General features: G+C 67.3%; 20 protein-coding genes and 1 pseudogene. 15 read left to right on the forward strand and 6 right to left on the reverse strand.

What is annotated here, in order from left to right; genetic code table 11:
- Nucleotides 1-23: 23 nt before the first annotated feature.
- Both QFZ65_RS02350 and QFZ65_RS02355 read right to left on the reverse strand, forming a co-directional pair.
- Nucleotides 24-350, reverse strand: coding sequence for a hypothetical protein (locus QFZ65_RS02350; protein ID WP_306907976.1), 327 nt, complete (start codon nt 348-350; stop codon nt 24-26).
- 204 nt (nt 351-554) lie between these two features.
- Nucleotides 555-1,073, reverse strand: coding sequence for a PepSY domain-containing protein (locus QFZ65_RS02355; RefSeq protein ID WP_306907977.1), 519 nt, complete (start codon nt 1,071-1,073; stop codon nt 555-557).
- A gap of 155 nt (nt 1,074-1,228) precedes the next feature.
- On the opposite strand from QFZ65_RS02355, the gene QFZ65_RS02360 reads away from it, so the two are divergent.
- The 9 genes and pseudogenes from QFZ65_RS02360 (at nt 1,229) to QFZ65_RS02400 (ending at nt 13,596) form a co-directional block, all read left to right on the forward strand.
- Nucleotides 1,229-2,701 carry a DUF3375 family protein gene (locus QFZ65_RS02360; protein ID WP_306907978.1) on the forward strand — a complete coding sequence of 491 codons (1,473 nt, stop codon included), beginning with the start codon at nt 1,229-1,231 and terminating at the stop codon, nt 2,699-2,701.
- 2 nt (nt 2,702-2,703) lie between these two features.
- Nucleotides 2,704-3,510, forward strand: a pseudogene (locus QFZ65_RS02365) (DUF4194 domain-containing protein); the annotation flags it as partial.
- 182 nt (nt 3,511-3,692) lie between these two features.
- Nucleotides 3,693-7,145 (forward strand): ATP-binding protein, encoded by a 3,453-nt coding sequence (locus QFZ65_RS02370; protein WP_306907980.1) that lies wholly within the window; start codon nt 3,693-3,695, stop codon nt 7,143-7,145.
- Between the two features lie 169 nt (nt 7,146-7,314).
- Nucleotides 7,315-8,079: a hypothetical protein gene (locus tag QFZ65_RS02375; protein ID WP_306907982.1), complete on the forward strand. Its 765-nt coding sequence runs from the start codon at nt 7,315-7,317 to the stop codon at nt 8,077-8,079.
- A gap of 190 nt (nt 8,080-8,269) precedes the next feature.
- Nucleotides 8,270-9,385: an iron-siderophore ABC transporter substrate-binding protein gene (locus QFZ65_RS02380; protein ID WP_306907984.1), complete on the forward strand. Its 1,116-nt coding sequence runs from the start codon at nt 8,270-8,272 to the stop codon at nt 9,383-9,385.
- A 72-nt stretch (nt 9,386-9,457) separates the two neighbouring features.
- The gene (locus tag QFZ65_RS02385; RefSeq protein WP_373427624.1) at nt 9,458-10,525 is read left to right on the forward strand and encodes a FecCD family ABC transporter permease; all 1,068 of its coding nucleotides are present in this window, start codon (nt 9,458-9,460) and stop codon (nt 10,523-10,525) included.
- An 83-nt stretch (nt 10,526-10,608) separates the two neighbouring features.
- Nucleotides 10,609-11,700, forward strand: coding sequence for a FecCD family ABC transporter permease (locus tag QFZ65_RS02390; RefSeq protein WP_373427625.1), 1,092 nt, complete (start codon nt 10,609-10,611; stop codon nt 11,698-11,700).
- A 1-nt stretch (nt 11,701) separates the two neighbouring features.
- The gene (locus QFZ65_RS02395) at nt 11,702-12,532 is read left to right on the forward strand and encodes an ABC transporter ATP-binding protein (RefSeq protein ID WP_306907989.1); all 831 of its coding nucleotides are present in this window, start codon (nt 11,702-11,704) and stop codon (nt 12,530-12,532) included.
- Complete coding sequence (locus QFZ65_RS02400; RefSeq protein ID WP_306907990.1) at nt 12,529-13,596, forward strand: siderophore-interacting protein; 1,068 nt, start codon at nt 12,529-12,531, stop codon at nt 13,594-13,596. Before QFZ65_RS02395 ends, QFZ65_RS02400 begins: the two co-directional genes overlap by 4 nt.
- Before the next feature lie 77 nt (nt 13,597-13,673).
- On the opposite strand, the gene QFZ65_RS02405 is transcribed toward QFZ65_RS02400, so the two are convergent.
- The gene (locus tag QFZ65_RS02405) at nt 13,674-13,961 is read right to left on the reverse strand and encodes a YciI family protein (RefSeq protein WP_306907991.1); all 288 of its coding nucleotides are present in this window, start codon (nt 13,959-13,961) and stop codon (nt 13,674-13,676) included.
- Between the two features lie 100 nt (nt 13,962-14,061).
- Between QFZ65_RS02405 and QFZ65_RS02410 the strand changes: the two genes are divergently transcribed.
- The 3 genes from QFZ65_RS02410 to QFZ65_RS02420 all read left to right on the forward strand — a co-directional run bounded on the left by QFZ65_RS02410 (nt 14,062) and on the right by QFZ65_RS02420 (nt 17,005).
- Nucleotides 14,062-14,544 (forward strand): MarR family winged helix-turn-helix transcriptional regulator, encoded by a 483-nt coding sequence (locus QFZ65_RS02410; RefSeq protein WP_306907992.1) that lies wholly within the window; start codon nt 14,062-14,064, stop codon nt 14,542-14,544.
- A 114-nt stretch (nt 14,545-14,658) separates the two neighbouring features.
- Entirely contained in the window at nt 14,659-15,420 is a 762-nt protein-coding gene (locus QFZ65_RS02415; protein ID WP_306907993.1) for an SGNH/GDSL hydrolase family protein, read from the forward strand.
- A gap of 172 nt (nt 15,421-15,592) precedes the next feature.
- Nucleotides 15,593-17,005, forward strand: coding sequence for a GH1 family beta-glucosidase (locus QFZ65_RS02420; RefSeq protein ID WP_306907994.1), 1,413 nt, complete (start codon nt 15,593-15,595; stop codon nt 17,003-17,005).
- Here QFZ65_RS02420 and QFZ65_RS02425 read toward each other — a convergent pair.
- From QFZ65_RS02425 to QFZ65_RS02435, 3 genes are read right to left on the reverse strand one after another with little or no spacing between them, the layout of a single operon-like run.
- On the reverse strand, nt 17,002-17,769 hold the full coding sequence (locus tag QFZ65_RS02425) for an FAD:protein FMN transferase (protein ID WP_306907996.1): 768 nt from the start codon (nt 17,767-17,769) through the stop codon (nt 17,002-17,004). The two genes, QFZ65_RS02420 and QFZ65_RS02425, sit on opposite strands and share 4 nt — an antisense overlap.
- A gap of 55 nt (nt 17,770-17,824) precedes the next feature.
- Nucleotides 17,825-18,316, reverse strand: a complete 492-nt coding sequence (locus QFZ65_RS02430; RefSeq protein ID WP_306907997.1) for an FMN-binding protein — start codon at nt 18,314-18,316, stop codon at nt 17,825-17,827.
- The gene (locus tag QFZ65_RS02435) at nt 18,313-19,776 is read right to left on the reverse strand and encodes a ferredoxin reductase family protein (RefSeq protein WP_306907998.1); all 1,464 of its coding nucleotides are present in this window, start codon (nt 19,774-19,776) and stop codon (nt 18,313-18,315) included. The genes QFZ65_RS02430 and QFZ65_RS02435 overlap by 4 nt, the downstream gene beginning before the upstream one ends.
- 477 nt (nt 19,777-20,253) lie before the next feature.
- Between QFZ65_RS02435 and rpmB the strand changes: the two genes are divergently transcribed.
- The 3 genes from rpmB to rpsN are packed head-to-tail and all read left to right on the forward strand — an operon-like array spanning nt 20,254 to nt 20,967.
- The gene (gene rpmB, locus QFZ65_RS02440; protein ID WP_050687447.1) at nt 20,254-20,490 is read left to right on the forward strand and encodes a 50S ribosomal protein L28; all 237 of its coding nucleotides are present in this window, start codon (nt 20,254-20,256) and stop codon (nt 20,488-20,490) included.
- Nucleotides 20,490-20,657, forward strand: a complete 168-nt coding sequence (gene rpmG, locus QFZ65_RS02445; RefSeq protein ID WP_003798558.1) for a 50S ribosomal protein L33 — start codon at nt 20,490-20,492, stop codon at nt 20,655-20,657. The genes rpmB and rpmG overlap by 1 nt, the downstream gene beginning before the upstream one ends.
- Nucleotides 20,658-20,661: 4 nt before the next feature.
- Nucleotides 20,662-20,967, forward strand: coding sequence for a 30S ribosomal protein S14 (rpsN, locus tag QFZ65_RS02450; RefSeq protein ID WP_306907999.1), 306 nt, complete (start codon nt 20,662-20,664; stop codon nt 20,965-20,967).
- Nucleotides 20,968-21,573: the final 606 nt, after the last annotated feature.

The following is a 21,573-nucleotide window of genomic DNA, read 5'->3' on the forward strand; positions in this document are numbered from 1 at the left end:
ATCCGCCGTGGGTGGAGGACCCTTCAGCTGTCCCGCAATACTACCCGCGGGTAAGTCCCCGTACTAGGGGCTGCCTGCCCCATAAAGTCCGCCGTGAAGTCGCCGGCCAACTCTCCCGGCAGCTCGACCGTGGACGCGTGGTGGACCAGCCGGTCCCACAGGTGGTTGAGGCCGCGGACGAGTCCCAGCAGGAGGGTTGCCGAGATAGCCCAGGCGAGCCGTCCGGCGCCGGTAAGAACCAGGGCGGCGAAGGCCGCTGTCATCATGAAAAGTGCGATTACCAAGGCAAACACGAGTGTTCCGACGAACACCATGGTTGCCGTTTCCACTGCACTTAAATCGAACTGCATTCTTCCTCCTGCACCGTTGCTGCGGCTGAATCAGTAGCCTGAGCGTAGGGTGCAGAAGCCCGGGTCAGCCAGACCGCCAGGGGGATGTCGCGGTTCTCGATATGGGATTGGAATGCTACTCACGCGTAGGTCACGGAGCGGTCGCGAAAGTCACGGAGCGGTTGCGAAGGCTCGCCGCTCTGTGGTGGTGCCGGGCGGGGCCGGTCAGTCGTCGTCGAACTCGGGGCCGTCCTGGCCAAGGACCTGGAAGTCCGCGCCTACCTGTACCTCGACCTGGGAACCGTCCGCGAGCCGGACCTCCACTTCATAGGCGGCGCCGCCGTCGTTCTCCCGTTCCACTTCGCTCACGGTGCCCTGCCCAACCCTGGCGAGGGCGGCGCTCGCGGCCCGGTCCCGGTCAGCTCCGCTCAGGGCGGCCTGGTTGAAGTCGTCGTCGTCCGGAGCATCCACCGTTGCCTGGAACGAACGGTCAACTTCGACTTCCACTTTGGCACCACCCGGAGCCAGGACGTCAACCTCGTAGGCGCCGTCATCGGCCTCTGCCTTGAGCACGGTCCCGCCGCCGGTCTTCCCGAGGGCCGCCTCGCTGGCCTGCTGCAGTTCGGTCCCGCTTAAGGGCCGGTCGTCCGCGCCCAGCGTGTTGGCGGCCACTGCCACCGTCGCGCCGCCTAGAACCACGGCCGCCGCGGCCACCCCGGTGATGAGCATCGCTTTCTTACGCATGACATCTCTCCCCTCACGTGGTGTACATAGTGTGCTCCTGTACGGAAGAGCAGACAATGATCAATCCAAAGTCCGGGCCTGCGTTAACCTTGTAGCTGGCAGTTTTTCGAATCCCCTGCCGCTCCCAAACCCCCGAGGCAGCCGAAGGAGAGTGCGTGTCCCGCTCCGCATTGTCGTCGGCTGACGCCATCGGCGCCCGTCTGCGTGACCTCGAACTCCTCACCAAGGGGCCGGCCTGGGCGCTGACGCGCTCCGCACCGTGGGTGATTGCCGTCCTTCAGGCCTCCTTCTCGCGCGCCCGCCCCCAACTCCCGCTGGAGCAGTTCCACGCGGACGTCGATGCCTTCCTCGAACAGCTCCGGCGCCAGACGCCCGGCGGCGGAGAGCAGCATGGCGGAACCGCCCCGGGACCGCTCTCCGGAAAGAAATATGCGGACGAATGGACCCGAAAGAACTTCCTGACCCGGCGCAACCAGTCCGGGCAGATCGTCTATGAAGTCACGGAGCCCGCGGCCCGCGTCCTCGCTTTCCTGGACAGCCTCTCGAGTGAACGCTCCACCCTCAACGGGTCCCGGCTCGGGACGTTGCTGGGAGACGTGGAGAAGCTTGCCAATGAGACGAACCCGGACCAGAGCGCCCGGCTGGAGTCCCTGGAGGAGGAGATCGGCGAACGGCGCCAGCTCATCGAGGACATCAGCTCCGGGGACTTCGACGGCCTGCTCGACGACGACGAGGCCGTGGAAGCCGCCGGCAACATCCTGGACCTGGCGGCCAGCCTGCCGGCGGACTACAAGAAGATGCGCGACCGGATCGAGGAGCTCGTTGGTGAGCTCCGCAACCAGATCATCGAGGAGTCGCTGAGCAAGGGTGCCACCATGGCTCAGGTCCTGGAGGCCGACAAGCGGCTCCGGCAAAGTCCCGAGGGGCGGACGTTCCGCTCCTTCACCGCATTCCTGGAGGACCCCCAGCAGCAGCTCCGTTTCCGCTCCGCGATCGGCGAGGTGCTCAGCCGGCAGTTCGCAGACGAGCTGAGCCAGGACGAACGCGAAACCCTGAAAAACCTCGTCGCGGAGCTCCGCACGCAGCACAGCCAGATCCAGCGCATCTACGGCAAGCTAAGCGAAAGCCTCAACACCTACGTCCAGAGCGACGACTTCCGCCAGTCGGTCCGGCTCCGGAAGGTCCTGCGCGAAGCGGAGCAGGCCATCCGTACCCTCCCCTACGAACGCGAACGTCCCGGGCTGGTCCGCGGCCCGGTGCTGTTCAACGCTGGATTCGAGTCCCTCTCGATGGTCAAGCTCTTCGACCCGGACGAATTTGCGGCCCCGCCGAAGCTTGCGGATCCCATCGCGTTCAGCGACTCGGACCGGGTGCGGTCACCCCGCACCGTAAAGGCCAGCCCGGCGGCCATCCGCGCCGCTTACGCGGGCGCCTCCTCCCTGCCCGAGGCCTGGGCACAGCTGCCCGACGAGGAACGGCACATCAACTCCATCCGTGCGCTGCTCGCGCACGCGCTGCACGAGGGCGCGGGCTTCGACCGCGAAATCTGGGACACCCTCGACTTTGAACAGATCGACGGCTCCACGCGTACCGCGTACCTGCCCGCGGTCACCCCCAAGAAAGACTGAAGATGACTGACGACATCACGCCGGCGCCCGTAGCGTTCGGTGCCGCCCCTGGCGACCACGGACCCGCCGACCACGGCCACGGCGACCCCTTTTCCATTGCTCCGCGGGACACCTTCGTGGACGGCGCCGCGTTGTTTCCCGGTGACACCGGCGTCCTGCCGATGAAGGTCCGCCAGGCCCTCGTGAAACTCCTCAAGGGCCCGTATGTCGACGGCGGCCGCGACGAGAAGCTCTGGACTACTCTGCTCGATAACCAGCTGATCCTCCGCAGCCGCTTGTCGGAACTGTTCCTCACCTTGCAGCTGGACCACGAACGCAAGGTGGCCGTGCTGCGCCCGGTAGACCCCGAAGCGATCGGCGGCAGCACCCGCTCCAGCATCCTGCGCCAGCAGCGCGCCCTGAGCCGGGTCGAAACCATCGTGCTGCTCCGCCTCCGCCTGCTCCTGGACCGCCACGTCACCGCGCAGACGGACCCCACCATCACCCGGGAAGAAATTGCCGAACTCGTCGCGCACTACCAGCCAGCCGGCCAGCAGGACGCCCTGCGCGATGCCGACGTCGTCAGCCGCGCCATCACCAAGCTCCTGGCCCGCCAGCTCCTCCTCCCCACGGGCCTGGACGACGTCTACACAATCTCCAACGCCCTCCCCCTGGCCCTGCCGTTCGAAAACATCGGCGACATCCCGGCCCAGATCGAAGCCCTCGTAGCAGCAAGCACCGACCCCTCCGGCACAGAACCCCTGCTCGAGCTGGACGGCGACACCGCAGGTCTGGCTGATGACACCGAGGCTGACGACGACGCCGATGCCGTTGGCACAGACGCCCGAGGCGAGTTGACGAGCGAAGACGACGACGGCGATGCCGCTCCGGGGGTGGCATCGGGCCTGTCGGAGCCGGACGGCCTGCTGCTTGCAGCAGAGCCGTCCGGCGAAGGGGCGGGGGCGGCATCGCCGTCGGCGTCCCCGAACGCAACCGAAGCGGAGGAAGCCAAATGAGCATCGCAACCATGCTGCCCATGGGCGAGCTGACGAACCCCGGCCAGATGCGGCTCGCCCTCGTGCAGGTGGTCAACTGGGGAACATTCCATGGCGCGCATACGATGCATGTGGACCGCAACGGCACCCTGCTGACCGGCAATTCCGGCGTCGGAAAGTCCACGCTGTTCGACGCGATGCTGCGGGTCTTTGATGCCCGGCCGCGTTCCAACGAGGCCGCGGCCCAGCGTGCCGGCGGCGCCGTGGAGGACAAGCGCACCACCTTCACCTACATGCGCGGCAAGGTCGGGGACAAGGCCGTGGGCGAGGGCTCGGCCAGTGCCTTCCAGCGGCCGGGGGCTACCTGGTCCGCCGTCGCGCTGACCTTCGACAACGCCGTGGGCACGCGCGTGACCATTTCCGCGCTGTTCGACCTGCCGAAGAACGGCACCGAGTCCAGCGTCGGGCGGTATTACCTGATCGACCACAAGCCGCTGGACCTGGCAGCGCTGGAAGGCATCGCGGAGAAACGGTTCACCAAGGGGGCGCTGGACGCCATCTTCCCGGAGGCCCAGGTCTTCGACGTCCACAAGGCCTTCGCGGAGCGTTTCCGGCGGCTGCTGGGGATCAATTCGGACCAGGCCCTCCCGCTGTTGCGCGTCATCCAGGCCGGCAAGGGCCTCGGCGGCAGCGTCAACACGTTCTTCCGCGACCAGGTCCTGGATGCGCCTGCCACGTTGGCCGCCGCGGACGACGTCGTCGAGGAATTCAGCAACCTGATGTCCATCCGGCAGCGGCTCGAGGATGTCCGGCAGCAACGTGACCAGCTCGCACCGGTCCCCGGGCTCAACAAGGAGTACGCCCAGTCCCTGCTCGACGCGAACCGGCTGCGGGACCTCGCCGGGGAGGAGTTCGAGGCCTACAAGCAGCAGCTGGCCGTCTCCGTGCATGAGAAGACGCTGGCCAGGCTCAGGGGCCTGGCGCAGGCCAAGGCCAAGGAGCTGGGTGCCGAGCGGGGCGTCCGGGACGGACTGGCCAAGGAACTGCGCCAGCTCGAGGCGGACTATAACAACCAGGGCGGCAACGCGATCTCCGCGATTGAGCAGTCCCTGGAGAACGCCCGGGTGGGGCTCAGGCTCCGCCAGCAGGTGGAGGAATCGGCGCGGAAGGCCTTGTCCGATGCGGGCCTTAAACTGGAATGGACGGCGGCCGGCTGGGAGCAGGCGCACGCGCACGCGGCCGCCCGTTCGGCTGAGCTGGCCGACGACTCGGAAGCGCTCAAGGAACTGCGCTTCGAGGCCTTCGACGGTCACGCCACCAAGAAGCGCGAGCTTGCGGCCGCCGAGCAGGAATTCGTCTCGCTGAAGACGCGCAAGTCGCTGCTGCCGCCGTCGAGCATTGAGAACCGGAGTGCCATCGCTGCCGCCACGGGTATTCCGGAAGAGAACATGCCCTTCGGCGGCGAGCTGGTCGATCTCGCTGAGGGCCAGGAGCAGTGGCGGCCCGCGGCCGAGCGTGCGCTGCGCAGCCTCGCCACCACGCTGCTGGTCCCGGGGGAACACTTCGCCGCAGTCACCCGGTACCTCAACGATCACTCCGTCCGCGGTGCGGTGCGCGCGGTGGACGTCTCCAAGCCCCTCGCCGGGGGCGCGCTGACCGTGGAGGATGCGGGGGACACCGACCTGCTGCGGAAGCTGGACATTCTCACCGACGGCCCTGGGGCGGGTGCCGGCGAGTGGATCCGCGAACGGATCGCCCTGGATTTTGCGTACCCGTGCGTCGAGGACCCGGATGAGCTCGCGCGGCTGGATAAGGGCCTCAGCCTGGGCGGCGTGGTCAAGCGCAACCGACACACCGTGGAAAAGGACGACCGGTTCACGTCCCGGCAGGACTATGTCCTCGGCTTCGACAACGCGTCCAAGCTTGAACTGGTCGCGGCGCAGGTCGAGGACCTGCGGCAGGAGCTTGCCAAGGCTGCCGAACTGGCACAGAGCCGGGAAGAATCGCACCAGGGGATGACCCGGCAGCTTGAGGCCCTGCGGCGTGTCGCCGAGGACGACCGCGCGTGGGAGCAGGTTTCGGCCACCGTGGCCGCGGAGGAGCTCGGCCGGATCGAGCAACGGTTGAAGGATGCCCTCGCGGCGCAGGCCGACCTGGAGCCCTTGCGCGGCAAGATCGAAGTTGCCCGGCAGAAGCACCAGTCCAGCACCGAGGCCGCTGCCGTGTTGCAGAGCGAGTACAAGGCCCTCGATTCGCGGTTGACGGCTGCCGATTCGCTGCTGGACGCCGCGCGCAACCGGCTGGCGCAGTCGCCGCCGTCGGAGGCCACCGTGACCGCGCTGGAACCGTACTTCGCCGGTTTCGGCGACGTCCTGGAAATGCACGAACTCGACAACCTCGCCAACCAGGTGCGGACCCGGCTCCTGGCGGAGCTGCACGCCGCTGAGTCCCGCGGTCAGGCGACGTCGGAGCGGCTCACCCGGATCTTCGAGGGCTTCGTCCGCGAATGGGGCACGGCGATCTCCGCGGACCACGGCACCTCGATCGGGGCGGCGGGGGAGTTCGAGTCCCGCTACCACGCCATTGTCAGCGACGGTCTGCCCGCCCAGGAGGCCGAATTCAGGCAGTTTTTCAACCAGCGCACGCACGAGTCCTTCAGCACGCTGCTGCATCTGCTGGACGAGGAACGCCGGTCCATCACCAGCCGCATCCTCCCGCTCAACGGAATCCTGTCAGAGGTGAACTTCCACGAGGGCAGCTTCCTGGAGCTGGACATCAAGCAGACGCTTCCCGCTACCGCGAAGCAGTTCAAGGACGCCATCCAGAACGCGCTGAAGGTCCGGCACGCGCGGCCGGGTAAGGCCGGCGCAGCGGAGACTGACGACGACGCCGAGCTCACCGGCCGCTACAAGTCCCTCGAAACGCTGGTCAAGCGGCTCGGCTCGCAGTCGCCGGAGGACCGCAGGTGGCGTGCCGAGGTGCTGGATGTCCGCGGGCACCTGTTCATCCAGTGCAAGGAGCACCGCGAGGTCCCGGGCGCTGGTGCAAAGGGCGGGGCCAAGCAGACCGAGGTCTTCATGCACGCGGACACCGGATCCATGTCCGGCGGCGAGCGGCAGCGCTTCACCGCGTTCATCATGGCCGCGGCGCTGAGCTACCAGCTGGGCATTGCCGAGCAGGGCTTCACCACCTACGGCACCGTGATGATGGATGAGGCCTTTGTCCTCGCGTCGGAAGAATTCGCGGGTGCCGGCATCAAGGCGCTGCACGAGTTCGGCTTCCAGCTGCTGCTGGCCGCCCCGGAGAACGTCATCGACCTGTCGCGGCACCTCGGCTCCGTCACGGAAATCCTGCGGGACAAACGCACCAACCGGTCCGGGGTGCTGACCGCACCAGTGATCGGTCCGCGGCCCGGAGCTGCAGGAGCCTGGCGCTCGGAGGCAAACCCGGTGGACATCGTCCTCCGCTGACGCGGGCGCGAGCAGAACCTGAGAAGTCTGCTTTAAAGGCGAGCTATATAACAAATCGATGGAATTATTGCACGGGTTCTGGTGCTGCCCCTTCGGCGGTGCCACCCTTTGGGGCATCACCTCTTCGCCCGCGCTCCACCGGGGTCATCGCGGAAGTCTCCGGTCCGGGATGTACACATGCTCCAGCCCCGCCGAGCTTGAGGGCGTCCTCGAGAAAGGCACCACCATGCGCTCCTCGCATCGCGCACCCCTCGCGGCAACCATCGCCGCAAGCATCGCCGCTGCCGCCACCCTCGCCATGACCGGCTGCGGCCCTGCAGTTCCGGGTGGAGGTGGGTCACCCGCCTCCTCCTCCGTCGTCGCAGCAAGCCCTGCTTCGGCGAGTCCGACGCCGCCGGCGAGCGCTGCGCCGCCGTCGTCCGCTCCCGCTGCGGCCGGCCCGGTGACGTACACCTTCCCCGACGGCCACGTGTCCTTTCAGCATCCCGCCGATTGGCGGGTGGAGCTCTTTGATGCGGGAGGCTCGCCGTTCGTGGGAACGGCCACGGTATACGACGCTCCCGGCACCAAGCAGGCGACCGTCTATTCCGGGCAAATCGCCGACGGGGTGACGAGCCCTGTGACCAAGACGGTCTTCGAAGCCGCTCCCGTGCCAGGACTGAAGGGCCAGCCCGCACCTGCGGCCCAGTATTCGTTCTATGTCGATCGGGTCAATGAGCTCGCCACCTACCGCATGCACCTGACTGCCGGAGCTCCCATTGCCGGTGCGGAGATGGCACTAGATGGGATCATCCGCACCGCCCAGGGCGTCCTGCTGGCCGACGTCAACTTCATCGACAAGCCGTTTGCAAGCGACGATGCTGCCAAGTCCTGGTTGTCGGGCGCTGAAGGGCAGGCACTCAAGGCGCTGCTGCTGAGCGTGTCCTACCGCTGACCGCAGCTGGCCGGACCCGCCGCGGGCTCCGCGGCAGCCCGGGCCCGCGCTCGGGGGCATGACAGCGGGAGCGTGCCATTGAAGAGGGCCACTTCAGCGGTCGAAACAATTACGTTACGCAAACCTTCCTTAATTCACTGAAGGATAGGCTAGCCTTACTTAGGTTCGCTCCGTTGACCTAAGGATTTTCATGACCGCCCCCGTTTCCACAGACCTGCCGCCCTCTTCCTCCCGCGCCGGGCGGCTCCGCAAGGCCCGGAAGAGTGCCGCCGCCAAGTCCGCGGCGGTGCTGGCCGCCACCGTTTTGTCGCTGACCGCCTGCACCACCGGTGCCGCATCCTCCGCGCCGGCCGATTCTGCCGCCCCGAGTGCCAGTTCGGCCTTCCCGGTCACCATCAAGCACGTCTTCGGCGAAACCACCATTCCGGAACAGCCGAAGCGAGTCGTAACCGTCTCGTGGGTCAACGACGACGTCTCGATCGCCCTCGGAGTAGTCCCGGTGGGGGTGCCCAAGAACGAGTGGGGCGGCAATGACCTCGGATCCACGCCGTGGAAGGATGCCGCCCTCGAAAAGCTCGGCGCGGGCTTCGGCTCCGAGAAGGCCCCGGCCCAGTTCTCCGAGGCGGACGGGGTCAACTTCACCGAAATCGCCAAGCTCAACCCCGACGTGATCCTCGGCGCGTACTCCGGCCTGAAAGAAGAGGATTACAAAAAGCTCAGCGAAATCGCGCCGGTGGTCGCGTATCCGGACATCGCCTACGGCACGCCGTGGCAGGAAACCACCACCATGATCGGCACCGCGCTGGGCAAGAAAGCGGAGGCCACGAAGCTGGTCGCGGACACCGAAGCCACCATCACGGACAAAGTTTCGAAGTACCCGCAGCTGGCGGGCAAGACCTACATCTACGGCAACCTCGAGCCCGCCAAGAGCAACGGCGTCAATGTCTACACGGCCAACGACAACCGGCCCCGTTTCCTTGACTCCCTCGGCATGAAGCTGGCACCGGTGGTCGAAGAGAAGTCGAAGGGCTCCTCCGACTTCTTCATCCCGTGGTCCGCGGAGAAGGCCAACGAACTTGAGTCCGACATCTTTGTCACCTGGGTTCCGGACTCCGCCACCACCGCCTCCATCAAGGCCGACCCGCTGCTGGGCCAGATCCCCGCTATCAAGACCGGCGCCCTGGTGGCCGACTCGGACAACACACTGACCCTGTCCATCTCGGCCTCCTCTCCGCTGAGCCTGCCGTGGTCCCTCGACACTTTCCTGCCGCAGCTTGCTGCTGCCGCAGACAAAGCAGCGAAGTAGCCACCCTCAGCCATGAATCCACGAACGACGGCGGTCCGGCCCGCCATTGGCGCGCCCCCGGTGCCAGCCGCGATGGCGCCGGCAGCGCGCACCACCGAGGCGACCGCAAAGCCTGGCGCCGACGGTCCGGGCCATCCGGACAGCGGCGGCAACGGCCGCAGCACCTGGTTACTGGCCGCCGTCGTCGTCCTGGCGCTGGTGACTGCGGCATCCCTGGCGGTCGGAGCGCGCGGCCTGGCACCGGAGACCGTCTGGCAGGCGCTGACGCAATTCGATCCGGCCAACGGCGACCATGCCGTGGTGCACGCCCGGATCCCGCGCACCGTCCTCGGCCTGCTTGCCGGGGCCGCCCTCGGGCTCGCCGGAGCCGCCATGCAGGGGCTCGCGCGGAACCCGCTGGCGGATCCGGGCATTCTGGGCGTCAACGCCGGCGCCGCGTTGGCCGTGGTCACCGGGATCTACGTCTTCGGGATTTCGTCGCTGGGCGGCTACATCTGGTTCGCCTTCATCGGCGCCGCCGCGGCGGCCGCCGTCGTCTACGTCATTGCCTCGCTGGGCAGGGACGGTGCGACGCCGGTAAAGCTCGCCCTTGCCGGCGCCGCCCTGAGCGCGGGACTGTTCTCGCTGATGAACGTCATCCTGGTGTCCAGCCAGGACACGCTGGACCGCTTCCGGTTCTGGCAGGTGGGGGGTATCGCCGGCCGTGACTGGTCCGCGGTGCTCCCCGGTGTGCCGTTCCTGGTACTGGGTGCCGCGATCGTGCTCGGCGCCGGACGGACCCTGAATAGCCTGGCCCTGGGGGACGATATAGCCCGCGGGCTGGGCCAGCGGGTCGGCCTGGTCCGCGGAATCACCGCGGCGGGCATCGTCCTCCTGTGCGGCTCGGCTACCGCGCTGGCGGGTCCCATCGGCTTCGTGGGCCTTGTCATTCCCCACGCGGTGCGCTTCCTGAGCGGCCCGGATTACCGCTGGATCCTGCCCATCTCCACGATCCTGGCCCCGGCTCTGCTGCTGGCCGCCGATGTGGCCGGCCGCGTGGTCTTGCTGCCGGGCGAAGTCCCCGCCGGGATCATGACGGCCCTCGTGGGCGCGCCCGTGTTCGTGTGGCTGGTCCGGCGCGGAAAGGGGGCCTCGTTGTGAGGACCGCACCCATCGCCGAGCCCGTCAAGCCCGGCGAGCCCGTCGACCCCGCCGAGCCCGTCGACCCCGCCGAGCCCGTCGAGATGACAGTTCGCAGCAGTGTTGGGCGCGGACATTGGTGTTATCTGCCGACTCGAGGGGCCTTCCGCAGCCGCACCGCGGTGTTGGCGTCCGCCGTCGTGGTTCTCTTCGCAGCGGGCGTCCTGCTGGGGAGTTACACCGTCACCATCCCGGACTTCTTCCGGATCCTGGCAGCCCACTTCACTGGTGGTCCGAAGATCCCCGGGGCAAGCTTCATCGTGATGGAGAACAAGCTGCCGCGGGCCGTGACCGGGGCGCTGATCGGTGCTGCATTCGGGCTCTCCGGCGGGCTGTTCCAGACGATGCTGCGCAATCCGCTGGCCAGCCCCGACGTGATCGGCATCAGCTACGGGGCAAGCGCCGCCGCGGTCACAGCCATCGTGGTCTTCGGGGCCTCCGGCACGGTCGTCTCCGGCGCTGCCCTGGCCGGAGCGCTCGGCGTTGCCGCACTTATATATGCCGTTTCCCGGAGCCGCGGCCTGGGCTCCGGTCCGGCATCGGGAGGGCGTAGCGATGCTGCCGGCAACCGGCTGATTCTGGCTGGAGTCGGGATCGCCGCCGCGCTTCAGGCCGTGGTCAGCTTCCTGATGACCCGGGCGGATATCCGCACTGCCGCTGACGCCCTCGTCTGGCTCAACGGCTCGTTGAACGCCGCAAGCTGGGACCGGGCCGGGATCCTCGGCCTGGCCTTGCTCGTCCTGATTCCGGCCGTCCTGTTCCTGGCCGGACGGCTGCGCATCCTCGAACTCGGTGACGATGCCGCCGCCGGCCTCGGCGTCAGGGTCGGAAGCACACGCCTGGCGGTAGTCGTCACCGCCGTCGCCCTCGCTGCTGCCGGCACGGCGGCGGCCGGTCCGGTTGCCTTCGTTGCGTTCCTCGCAGGCCCCATCGCCCGGCGCTTTGTGCGCAAAGCCAGCCTCCCGGCCTCGGCCCTCACCGGCGCGCTGATCGTCCTCTCGGCGGACTACGTGGCCGCGAACATCGCCCCGCTGCTTCTGCACGGCACCGTCCTGCCGGTGGGAGTGGTGACCGGCGCGCTGGGTGCCCCCTTCCTGCTTTGGCTGCTGGTCAGCTCCAACCGAAAGGATGCCTGAAATGGCAGCTTTGCACACCTCCGGCCTGACCCTCACGTACGGTCAGCGCGCCGTCGTCGAGGGCCTGACCGCCGACATCCCGCCGGGGAAAATCACCATGATCGTCGGCGCCAACGCCTGCGGGAAGTCCACGCTGCTGCGGGGCCTGTCCCGGCTGCTCAAGCCCGCCGCCGGCACGGTGACGCTGGACGGCATAGACATCCGTGCCCGCCCCGCCCGCCAGCTCGCGCGCAGCCTGGGGCTCCTCCCGCAGCAACCCGTTGCCCCGGACGGCATCACGGTCCGCGACCTCGTGGGCCGGGGCCGCTACCCGCACCAGGGCTTTTTCCGGTCCTGGTCCCCGGAGGACGAACGCGCTGTGCAACGCGCCCTGTCCGCGACAGACACCCTGGTGCTCGCCGAACGCAGCGTGGACGAACTCTCCGGCGGGCAGCGCCAGCGTGCCTGGATCGCCATGGCGCTTGCCCAGGAAACGGACGTGCTGCTTTTGGACGAGCCGACCATCTACCTCGATCTCGCCCACCAGGTGGAAGTCCTCGACCTCATCACCGATCTGAACCGGGAGCGCGGCACCACCGTGGTGATCGTGCTGCACGATCTCAACCTTGCCGCCCGGTACGCGGACCACGTCATCGCCATGAAGAGCGGACGGATCGTCGCCGAAGGCGCGTCCCGCGACGTGGTCACCGAAAACCTGGTGGAAGAGGTGTTCGGCCTGGCCTGCCGCGTGGCTCCGGACCCGGTTTCCGGAGCACCGCTGATCATTCCGCTGGGCCGACACCACGCCGAGCCCGTCCACGCCGCAACAACCAGCCTGGAGTTGATCCCATGACCGCAACCAACAGCCCCCTCCGCACGATCCACGCGCGGGCGTCGGCGGCCGAACCGATGACGATGGCATTTGAAGTCCAGGTCACGGCGGTTCAGCAGCTCACACCGACCTTCCGCCGGATCACCTTCGGTGGCTACTCGCTCCGGGACTTCGGCGTGCATGGCAACACCCTGGACCTGCGGATCAAACTCATGATCCCGTCTCTGGCCAAAGATGGCCACCCCCTCCCGCTGCCCGAATTCCGGACGGAACAGGCGGGCTGGTACCAGGACTGGCTGGGCCAGGACCCGTCCGTCCGGGGTTCCATGCGCACCTATACGGTCCGCCGGGAGCGCCTTGACGCCGTCTACCCGGAAATAGACGTCGATTTCGCACTGCACGGTGACCATACCGGCCACGGCGGCCCGGCGGCGGACTGGGCCCTGCGGGCCAGCCCGGGGGATACCCTCAAGCTGATCGGGCCCAACAACAGGGCGGCGCACTGTGTGACCGCGGAACAGTACTCAGGCATCGAATGGCGGCCCGGCCTGGCCCAGCGCGTACTGCTGGCCGGCGATGAGACGGCCGTCCCGGCCATCAGCGCAATCCTGGAAAGCCTTCCGCCCTACATGAGCGGGCAGGCCATCCTCGAGGTCCCGGAAAGCGGTGACTTCCAGGACGTGATGACAGCGGCCGACGTCGAGATCAGCTGGCTTGCACGTTCCACCGCGGCCGGTGGCCCGGTTCCCCACGGCCGGCTGCTGCAGGAAGCGGTCCGCGCCGCGGTGCCGCTCCCCGGCTGGGTAGGCAGGAAGACGACGGAGCGGGTGGCCGGACCGGAGCCCGAGGACGTCGACGTGGACCAGCACGTCCTCTGGGAGACGCCGGCCCGGATGGACACCGCGGCCATCGCGGCCGGCAGAAACCCGGACACACCTGCCGGCGTTGCGCCGTTCTATGCCTGGATAGCGGGCGAAGCAGGCGTCATCAAGGAGATGCGCCGCTACCTGGTCCGGGATGTGGGAATCGACCGGAAACAGGTGGCGTTCATGGGGTACTGGCGCCAGGGCAAGGCCGAGCTGTGACGCCGCAGCTCCCGTATATATGGTCGCGGGAAGCTGGTGCGGGCGGGCTGGAGAGCCGGCAACGGCCCGCGGGCAGGCTAGCTGTCCAGCAGGTTCTCGAAGCCCGGCGCCACCCTGTTGGCGTGGAACTCCATGACCTCGAAGTCGGCCACTCCGTTGACGTAGAAGGGGTCCTTGGCAAGCGAGGCGTCCAGGACCGCCCGGTCCGCATTGGAAAGCAGCAGCCCTCCGGTGCGCGGGATCTTCCGCCCCGCCACCATAAAGACGCCCTCATCGAAGGCCGCCTGCAACCACGTGACGTGGGCGGGAAGATGGAATTCAACGATCTCTTCGGGGACTTTATAGCTCAGGGAGACGACGTACATACGGCCAGCCTACCGCCTGGTCCGCGGCACGCTTCGGGCCGTCTACGTCGTCGGGGAACGGGTTGAACGGTCAAGCAACAGTGCCTTCTAGAATGGACTCATGACCGAACCGCGCTGGCTGAACGCCGACGAACGCCGTGCCTGGCTGGCCCAGCTCAGCATCAATACGCTGCTGCCCGCAGCCCTGGACACGCAGCTGCACGGTGCAGGCAAGCTTTCCCTGTTTGATTACAACGTGCTGGCGATGCTGTCCGAGGCCGACGACCGGTTCCTGCCGATGAGTGAGCTGGCAGCGCGCACCAGTGCCTCCCTGTCTCGGCTCTCGCATGTGGTGACGAAGCTGCAAAACCGCGGCTGGGTGGAACGGCGCCCGCACCCCGGGGACGCCCGGGTCACTACGGCACATCTCACGGAGACCGGCATGGCCACCATCGAGCACCTCGCGCCCGGGCATGTGGAGGCGGTCCGTTCGCTGTTCCTTGATGCGCTCAGCGAGGACGACGTCGCGGATCTGGCCCGGATCGGTGAGAAAATCGTGGCCCGCCTCGACGACGACCATTGGATCCTGCGCGAAAGCATTTAGCAGGACGCTGCACAGAGCTACCGGACACGGCGCTACCGGACACGGCGGCGCCGCGGCCCGCGGCCTTCCGGCCCTTCTTTGTTTGCTTGGGGCAACTGCTGGCAGACTAGCTCCATGGATTTCACGTCCCGCTACGTAGCCCTCGGAGACTCCTTTACGGAAGGCGTCGGCGACGACGACTCTATGCGGCCCAACGGCGTCCGGGGATGGGCGGACCGGGTGGCAGAGCAGCTCGGCGCCGCAGACCCCGGTTTCGGCTACGCAAACCTCGCTATCCGGGGCCGCAAGCTCCGCCAGATCATGGCTGAACAGGTGGACGCCGCCGTCGCTCTCAAACCCACCCTGGTGAGCATCTATGCCGGCGCGAACGACATACTCCGGCCCAAGGTGGACATCGATGACCTTCTGGCGGACTACGACGCCGGCATCGGCAAGCTCACGGCCACCGGTGCCACGGTTGTCATGTTCACCGGCTTCGACGCGCGCGGCTCCAAGGTATTCGGCACAATGCGCGGCCGCACTGCCATCTACAACGAGTTGGTCCGCGGCATTGCCGGCGACCACGGTGCCCTGCTGGTGGACTACTGGCGCTTCAACGAGTACTACGACTGGGGCATGTGGGCTACCGACCGGATGCACATGTCGCCGGCGGGCCACGCGAACATGGCCAAACGTGTCCTGACCGTCCTGGAACACGACCACTCGATCGACGTCCCGCCGATGACGCCGGTGCCGGAATTGAGCCGGGCCGAAGCGATCCGCGCCAACGCCCGCTGGGTCCGGGAATTCGCCGCGCCGTGGGTGGTCCGCCGCGTCACGGGCAAATCCTCCGGCGACGGACTGGCGCCGCGCTACGCCAAGCTCTCCCGCCTGTAGCACCGCGCAGTCCGGCACCGCGCAGTCCGGCACTGCGCAGTCCGGCACTGCGCAGCCCGGTCGCGGCGCAGCCCGGTCGCGGCACAGCGCGTTCCGGGTGGCAGCCCCGGATGGCAGACTGTATGGATCACTACTCGCTGGTTTCCGGAATTTCCCAAGGAGCAGTTCGACGATGAGCGCTACGTCACTCGAATTTCCCGAAAACTTTCTGTGGGGCGCGGCGACGGCCGCGTATCAAATCGAGGGCGCCGCCCGGGAAGATGGCCGCCAGGACTCCATCTGGGATGTCTTCGCACGCAAGCCCGGCGCCGTGGCCGATGCCCACAACGGTGACGTGGCCTGTGACCATTACCACCGCTATAAGCAGGACGTTGCCCTGATGCGGGAACTGAACCTCAAGGCCTACCGCTTCTCCACGTCCTGGGCGCGGTGCATGCCCGACGGCGTCACGCCCAACCCGGACGGCATCCGGTTCTACTCCAGCCTGGTCGACGAGCTGCTCGCCGCCGGCATCACTCCGTGGCTGACCCTGTACCACTGGGACCTCCCGCAGGCCCTGGAGGACCAGGGCGGCTGGGCCAACCGCGAAACAGCGGAACGTTTCGCTGACTTTGCGGAGGTGATGCACGAGGCGCTGGGCAGCAGGGTCCGGATCTGGACCACGCTGAACGAGCCCTGGTGCTCCGCGTTCCTGGGGTACGCAGCCGGGGTCCATGCACCAGGACGTACGGAACCGGCCGCCGCGCTCGCCGCCGCCCACCACCTGTTGCTCGGTCACGGCCTCGCGGCGCAGCGGTTGCGCGCCAGGGACCCGGAAGCGGACATCGGCATCACCCTCAACCTCAACGTGGTCGACCCCGTTGATCCCGCCAATGCCGGGGACCTCGACGCCGCGCGCCGGCTGGACGGCCAGTTCAACCGGATCTTCCTCGACCCGCTGTTCCGGGGCGGGTACCCCGCCGACGTGCTGGCGGACGTGGCGCACCTCGGTTTTGCCGGCATCATCCGCGAGGGCGACCTGGACGTCATCGCGGAGCCGATCGACCTGCTGGGAGTGAACTACTACCATGGCGAGGCCGTCACCAAGACGCCGCCCGCGCCGGAGGCCGCGCCGCCGTCGCCTTTCGTCGCCGCCGACGGCGCACATGCCGTGCCACGGGGGCTGCCGGTCACCGGAATGGGCTGGGAAGTCCAGCCCGACGGACTCCGCCGGCTGCTGAACCGGGTGCAGCAGGAGTACACCGGACCGGCCGGAATTCCGATCTACATCACGGAGAACGGGGCTTCCTACGAGGACGTCCCCGATGCCGCCGGCTTCGTCGACGACCAGAACCGGCTCGCCTTCTTAGACGCCCACCTTCGAGCCCTCCACGCGGCACTGGCCGATGGCGTGGATGTGCGCGGCTACCTGGCGTGGTCCCTGATGGACAACTTCGAATGGGCCTACGGCTACTACCAGCGGTTCGGCTTGGTGCGGGTGGACTACGGATCCCAGCAGCGCATCCCCAAGGCCAGCGGACTCTGGTACGCCGGGGTCGTCCGCCAGAACGCGTTGACGGCCGCGCCGGGACTGCAGCCCGCTTAGCTCGTCGCCCGGAATCCCGGCGTGGCAAGCAGGCCGCCGTCGGCCGAGATGGCAAGGACTTCGACGTCCCAGTTGTCCGTGGCTCGATCGAGCATCGGGCGTCCGCCAGCCATAATTGCTGTCGCCAGCACGTCGGCGGTGACGATGTCCGCGGCGGCCACCGACACCTGGACGAAATCGGCCCGGCCGGTTCCGGCAGTCCAGATATGGTCCCCCCGCTCCGCCGAGCCGGAGGTTGCCAGCGAGCAGAAGCGGCTGGTGCCGCCCAATGGAAAGGCCGCGGCAAGTCCCATGCGGTCGGCCGGGTCCACGATCCCGGTGTGCCATGATGCCCCCGAGCCCGGGGCGGGGGAGCCGCTGACCAGTACGTCACCGCCGGCGTTCAGGCACCAGGCCTCCAGGCCCAGGGCACGAAGGGCGGCGCCCGCGCGCAGGATGGCGTAACCCTTGATGATTCCGGACAGGTCCAGGACACCGTCGGGCCGCTCCGGGGTGAAGGCGCCCCCGGTCAGCAGCCGCCAGCCGGCGGCGTCCGCGTACCGGTCCAGCAGCTCGGCCGAGGCTTTCCGGAGTGTGATTTCCCCGCGCGCCAGTTTGCTGGCCTCCGAGTCGGGCCGGTACAGGCTGAACCGTGCGTCCAGCCCGGCAAAGACGCGTTCGACGGCGGCCGCTGCCGTGCCGCGCGCACCGGCGGTCTCGTTCCTCCCGGTGGCCGATTCCGCTGAGACAGCCGCTGGCGTCGCGACGCTGACGACGGTCCCCATGCAGGTGAACGTGCTGGCTTTCAGGGCAGGCGGCGTTCCTCCCTGCCCCCCGGGCTCAGAGGTTCGCTGCATCGAGGGCTGCCTGGAGCGAACTCAGATAGGCATCACTTGTGACCGTGGCGCCGCTGATCGTCTGCACGTCAGCAGACTGGGCAGCAAGGACCTCGGTCCGGAGCAGGGGTGCCGCCCGGTTGCTGATCTGGATGGACTTCCGCTCTGCGTCCGTCAACTGGAGCGCAGTGACATCGGTGATCTTGCCGGACTGCACTGTGATCTGCACCTGGACGGCGCCGAAGCGGGTCTGGACGACGGCGCCGGGAAACGTTCCGGCCGCCTTGGCCGCCGCGCCGGTGCTGCCGGACGCTGCGCTGCCGGTCCCGGCGCTACCGGACGAGGTGCCGGTACTGCCGGCTGCGCCGGTGGAGGTGCTGGCGGACGTGCCCGTCGCTGAGCTTGCCGTCTCGGCAGGCTGGCCGCCCGACTGCCAGCCCACCAGAAGAATTCCGGCCGATGCCAGTGCTGCTGAAACCGCTCCCCGTATTCTCACCAGTCAAACCTTTCGTAGTGGAGTTGTTCTTCCTTGGCGCCGGCGGCGCGGGCATCGTCGAGGACGACGCGGGCCCAGTTCGCGGGTCCGCAAATGTAGATGTCGGAATCGGCCAGGTCCTGAACGTAGCTCTCCAGCCGGTGCCCCGCACACGCAGCTTCCTCCGGAAGCCAGGCGGGGCCGCCCGCGGCGCGCGGGCCCACAAGGTGGAACAGCGTGGCGCCGCGTCCCTGGCAGAGTTCCAGGATCTCGTCGCCGAGGTAAAGCTCCGACCCGCTGTGGCCGCGGAGCAGGACGGTAGCGTCGCCAGGTTCAAACGGGGTGTGCTCCAGCAGGGCGCGGAGCGGGGTGATCCCGATGCCGGCTCCGATCATGACGACACGCTTCCGGCTGCGGGCTGCGGTGCTGAAGAGCCCGTAGGGTCCCTCCACGGCCACTTTGGTGCCTGGCTTCACTGCTGCCAGCTGCTTGGAGCCACGGCCCAGGTTCCGGACGGTGATCCGCAACATGCCATTGCCTGCCGGGTCGAACCGGATGGGCTCGGCCGAGAGGCTGAACGGGTGCGGGTGCCACCACAGCCCGGGAGCGAGAAACCTCCAGATGAAGAACCGTCCGCCGCTGCCCGCGAGATCGGCCAGGTGCAGCCCCGTCATCTCGATGCTGACGACCCCCGGCGCCACCGGCACCACCCGGCTGACCGTCAGCTGGTGCCGGAACGTGGCCACGACTGGCTCCAGGACCCGGTAGTGCACGAGGGCGGTGCCCGTGGCGATGCAGATGGCGAGCCAGTACCAGCGCTGCCAGGTGCCCTCGGCAAAGAGTCCGCCCACGCTGAACTGGTGCGGGATCGACGTCAGGACGGCAGCGTAGGTAAGCAGATGGACCGCGTACCAGAACTCGTAGGGGAACCGACGGCGGACGGCCACCAGGGACGTGACCACGACGGCGATGAACAGTGCGATTGATACGAAGGCCAGCCACATGTCGGGGACGAGCGCCCACAAGGCAACCGCCTCGCTGACCGGGTCCAGGCCCTCGGCCATCCCGTAGCCCACCGCGATGAGAACCCCGTGGGCCAGCAGGAGGTACAGCGCCGGCTTCCCGAGCTTCCGGTGGAACTCGAGAGCCCGGTCGTGGCCGACGGCGGCGTCGATGAGCGGGATACGGGCCGCCAGGAGCAGCATCAACAGGACGAGGTCCATGCCCGCGAGGCCGGCTACGATTCCAACGGCCGTGAATGATCCGGCGAGCGTGGAGAACCCTGACGCGCCGCCGTCGGCGAGCCACAACGCCACGGCGCCGGCCACCGATGACCACGCGAGGACGGTCAACAGGTCGGTCCGCAACAGCCGCCGACGCGACTGCGCCCGGAACGGGTCCTGGCCGTAGCGAGGACTGTCCGGGCGCCCAGGTGGGCGGCGGGTTCCTGCTGGAACAGCGGACTGGAGTAGTGGTGTCATGAGACAAGCGTCCACTCAGTCCCTATCATTCAGCTGTGAAACCGCTACGGTGCGCTTATGTCCCGGGCGGCTCGTATGGCGCGGCCATATACACCACCTCCCCCGTGGATTGGTCTTTAATTCGTCAAGCTCGTAGACTTGGTAGGCGCTAGGTGGCGCGGAGCGTGTGCAATTGCTCCGGTTGGCGGGATTTGTCTGCAGAAACGACAGTCCCGATGGCCGGTAGTTAGGGGCTCAAGTTGCGTGCACTCCTGTATTCGCCCAGTATCCCGGCAGTTCGCAGCGGCTTTCCGAAAGGTTCCGCCGCCGTAGGCCGTGGCCCACATTCTTCGCCGCAGTGAGGACAGCAGCCGGTTTGCGCCGTCTGCCTGAACACCGCGGGGACGAAGCACGTGGGATCTGGAAGCGGACGCTGCCTGTCGCACGGTCGCGCGGGAACTCCGCCTACCGTTTCAATTATTTTTGAGGAGAGTCGTCATGGCAGCACACTGCCAGGTGACCGGAGCCGAGCCGGGCTTTGGACACAGCATTTCGCACTCGCACCGTCGCAACAAGCGCCGGTTCGATCCGAACATCCAGAAGAAGCGCTACTGGGTTCCGTCCCTGCGCCGTAATGTCACTTTGCAGGTCTCTGCAAAGGGCATCAAGACCATCGACGTACGTGGCATCGACGTAGTCGTAGCCGCCATCCTGGCACGAGGAGTGAAGCTCTAGTGGCAAAGGACAAGGACGTACGTCCGATCATCAAGCTCAAGTCGACCGCGGGCACGGGTTACACCTACGTGACGCGCAAGAACCGTCGTAACGATCCGGACCGCCTGGTTCTGAAGAAGTACGACCCCAAAATCCGCCAGCACGTCGAATTCCGAGAGGAGCGCTAAACACATGGCTAAGAAGTCAATGATCGCTAAGAACGAACAGCGTAAAGTCATCGTCGAGCGTTACGCTGCCAAGCGCCTCGAACTGAAGAAGGCCCTGGTTGACCCCAACTCAACCGACGAAGCTCGCGAAGCTGCACGCCTCGGCCTGCAGAAGCTCCCGCGCAACGCCTCCCCGGTGCGCGTTCGTAACCGCGACATCATCGATGGCCGTCCCCGCGGCACCTTCCAGAAGTTCGGTATCTCCCGTGTCCGCTTGCGCGACATGGCCCACCGCGGTGAGCTCCCGGGCATCACGAAGTCTTCCTGGTAATTCAGCACCCCTGAAGCCAGTGGCTTGAGAAGGGCCGGCGACCGAAAGGTTGCCGGCCCTTTTTGCGTTGGAGACGAGCGGCCGCCGGGGTCCTCCGGGAAGTTCGGGCTCAACGTGAGCCCCAGAGCGGCGAAGAAGGGCAGTGACCGTGCCCACGCGCAGTGGAGTTGCGGTGGGGGTGGGGTGGGTGTATTGTTTTCTAAGTCGCCGAGAGGGAGACCAGCGGGAATGCTGGGAACCGGAGGCGGCCAATCCCCTAAAATTTTCAAGGCCAGGATCTGGTTGGCGTTTTGTGCGCTGCGGGTTCGGGTGGGGCTGGTTGGGTTGCTGGTGTGGGTCCTGGAAGCGGGATTTGCATTGGGGGCCGGGACCGGGTAAGTTTGAAAAGTTGCTCCGGAGCGATCCGCGACTGTGATGGTTGTGGTGGTGCCGGGTGTGTCTGTTGTTTGAGAACTCAATAGTGTGCCAAGTTTGTTGATACCAATTTATTGTAATGGATTGGTTGTTTTGCCGGATTATGCCACCCCGTGGTGTGGTCTGGTTTTTACAGCTGGTTTCAAATTTTGTGCAGTCGATGCTCCCGTTTTCCCGGGGGTTGTTGGTTGT

It is taken from the genome of Arthrobacter sp. B3I9 (genome assembly GCF_030816935.1).
GTDB lineage: Bacteria > Actinomycetota > Actinomycetes > Actinomycetales > Micrococcaceae > Arthrobacter.

Bases quoted from the DNA above. Each gene is read 5' to 3' on its own strand.
- QFZ65_RS02370 (WP_306907980.1), top strand. From the start codon at position 3,693: ATGAGCATCGCAACCATGCTGCCCATGGGCGAGCTGACGAACCCCGGC.
- QFZ65_RS02425 (WP_306907996.1), bottom strand. From the start codon at position 17,769: ATGGGGACCGTCGTCAGCGTCGCGACGCCAGCGGCTGTCTCAGCGGAA.
- QFZ65_RS02350 (WP_306907976.1), bottom strand. From the start codon at position 350: ATGCAGTTCGATTTAAGTGCAGTGGAAACGGCAACCATGGTGTTCGTC.
- QFZ65_RS02415 (WP_306907993.1), top strand. From the start codon at position 14,659: ATGGATTTCACGTCCCGCTACGTAGCCCTCGGAGACTCCTTTACGGAA.
- QFZ65_RS02380 (WP_306907984.1), top strand. From the start codon at position 8,270: ATGACCGCCCCCGTTTCCACAGACCTGCCGCCCTCTTCCTCCCGCGCC.
- rpsN (WP_306907999.1), top strand. From the start codon at position 20,662: ATGGCTAAGAAGTCAATGATCGCTAAGAACGAACAGCGTAAAGTCATC.
- QFZ65_RS02435 (WP_306907998.1), bottom strand. From the start codon at position 19,776: ATGACACCACTACTCCAGTCCGCTGTTCCAGCAGGAACCCGCCGCCCA.
- rpmB (WP_050687447.1), top strand. From the start codon at position 20,254: ATGGCAGCACACTGCCAGGTGACCGGAGCCGAGCCGGGCTTTGGACAC.
- QFZ65_RS02355 (WP_306907977.1), bottom strand. From the start codon at position 1,073: ATGCGTAAGAAAGCGATGCTCATCACCGGGGTGGCCGCGGCGGCCGTG.
- QFZ65_RS02410 (WP_306907992.1), top strand. From the start codon at position 14,062: ATGACCGAACCGCGCTGGCTGAACGCCGACGAACGCCGTGCCTGGCTG.
- QFZ65_RS02375 (WP_306907982.1), top strand. From the start codon at position 7,315: ATGTACACATGCTCCAGCCCCGCCGAGCTTGAGGGCGTCCTCGAGAAA.
- QFZ65_RS02420 (WP_306907994.1), top strand. From the start codon at position 15,593: ATGAGCGCTACGTCACTCGAATTTCCCGAAAACTTTCTGTGGGGCGCG.
- QFZ65_RS02395 (WP_306907989.1), top strand. From the start codon at position 11,702: ATGGCAGCTTTGCACACCTCCGGCCTGACCCTCACGTACGGTCAGCGC.
- QFZ65_RS02385 (WP_373427624.1), top strand. From the start codon at position 9,458: ATGGCGCCGGCAGCGCGCACCACCGAGGCGACCGCAAAGCCTGGCGCC.
- QFZ65_RS02405 (WP_306907991.1), bottom strand. From the start codon at position 13,961: ATGTACGTCGTCTCCCTGAGCTATAAAGTCCCCGAAGAGATCGTTGAA.
- QFZ65_RS02400 (WP_306907990.1), top strand. From the start codon at position 12,529: ATGACCGCAACCAACAGCCCCCTCCGCACGATCCACGCGCGGGCGTCG.
- QFZ65_RS02390 (WP_373427625.1), top strand. From the start codon at position 10,609: ATGACAGTTCGCAGCAGTGTTGGGCGCGGACATTGGTGTTATCTGCCG.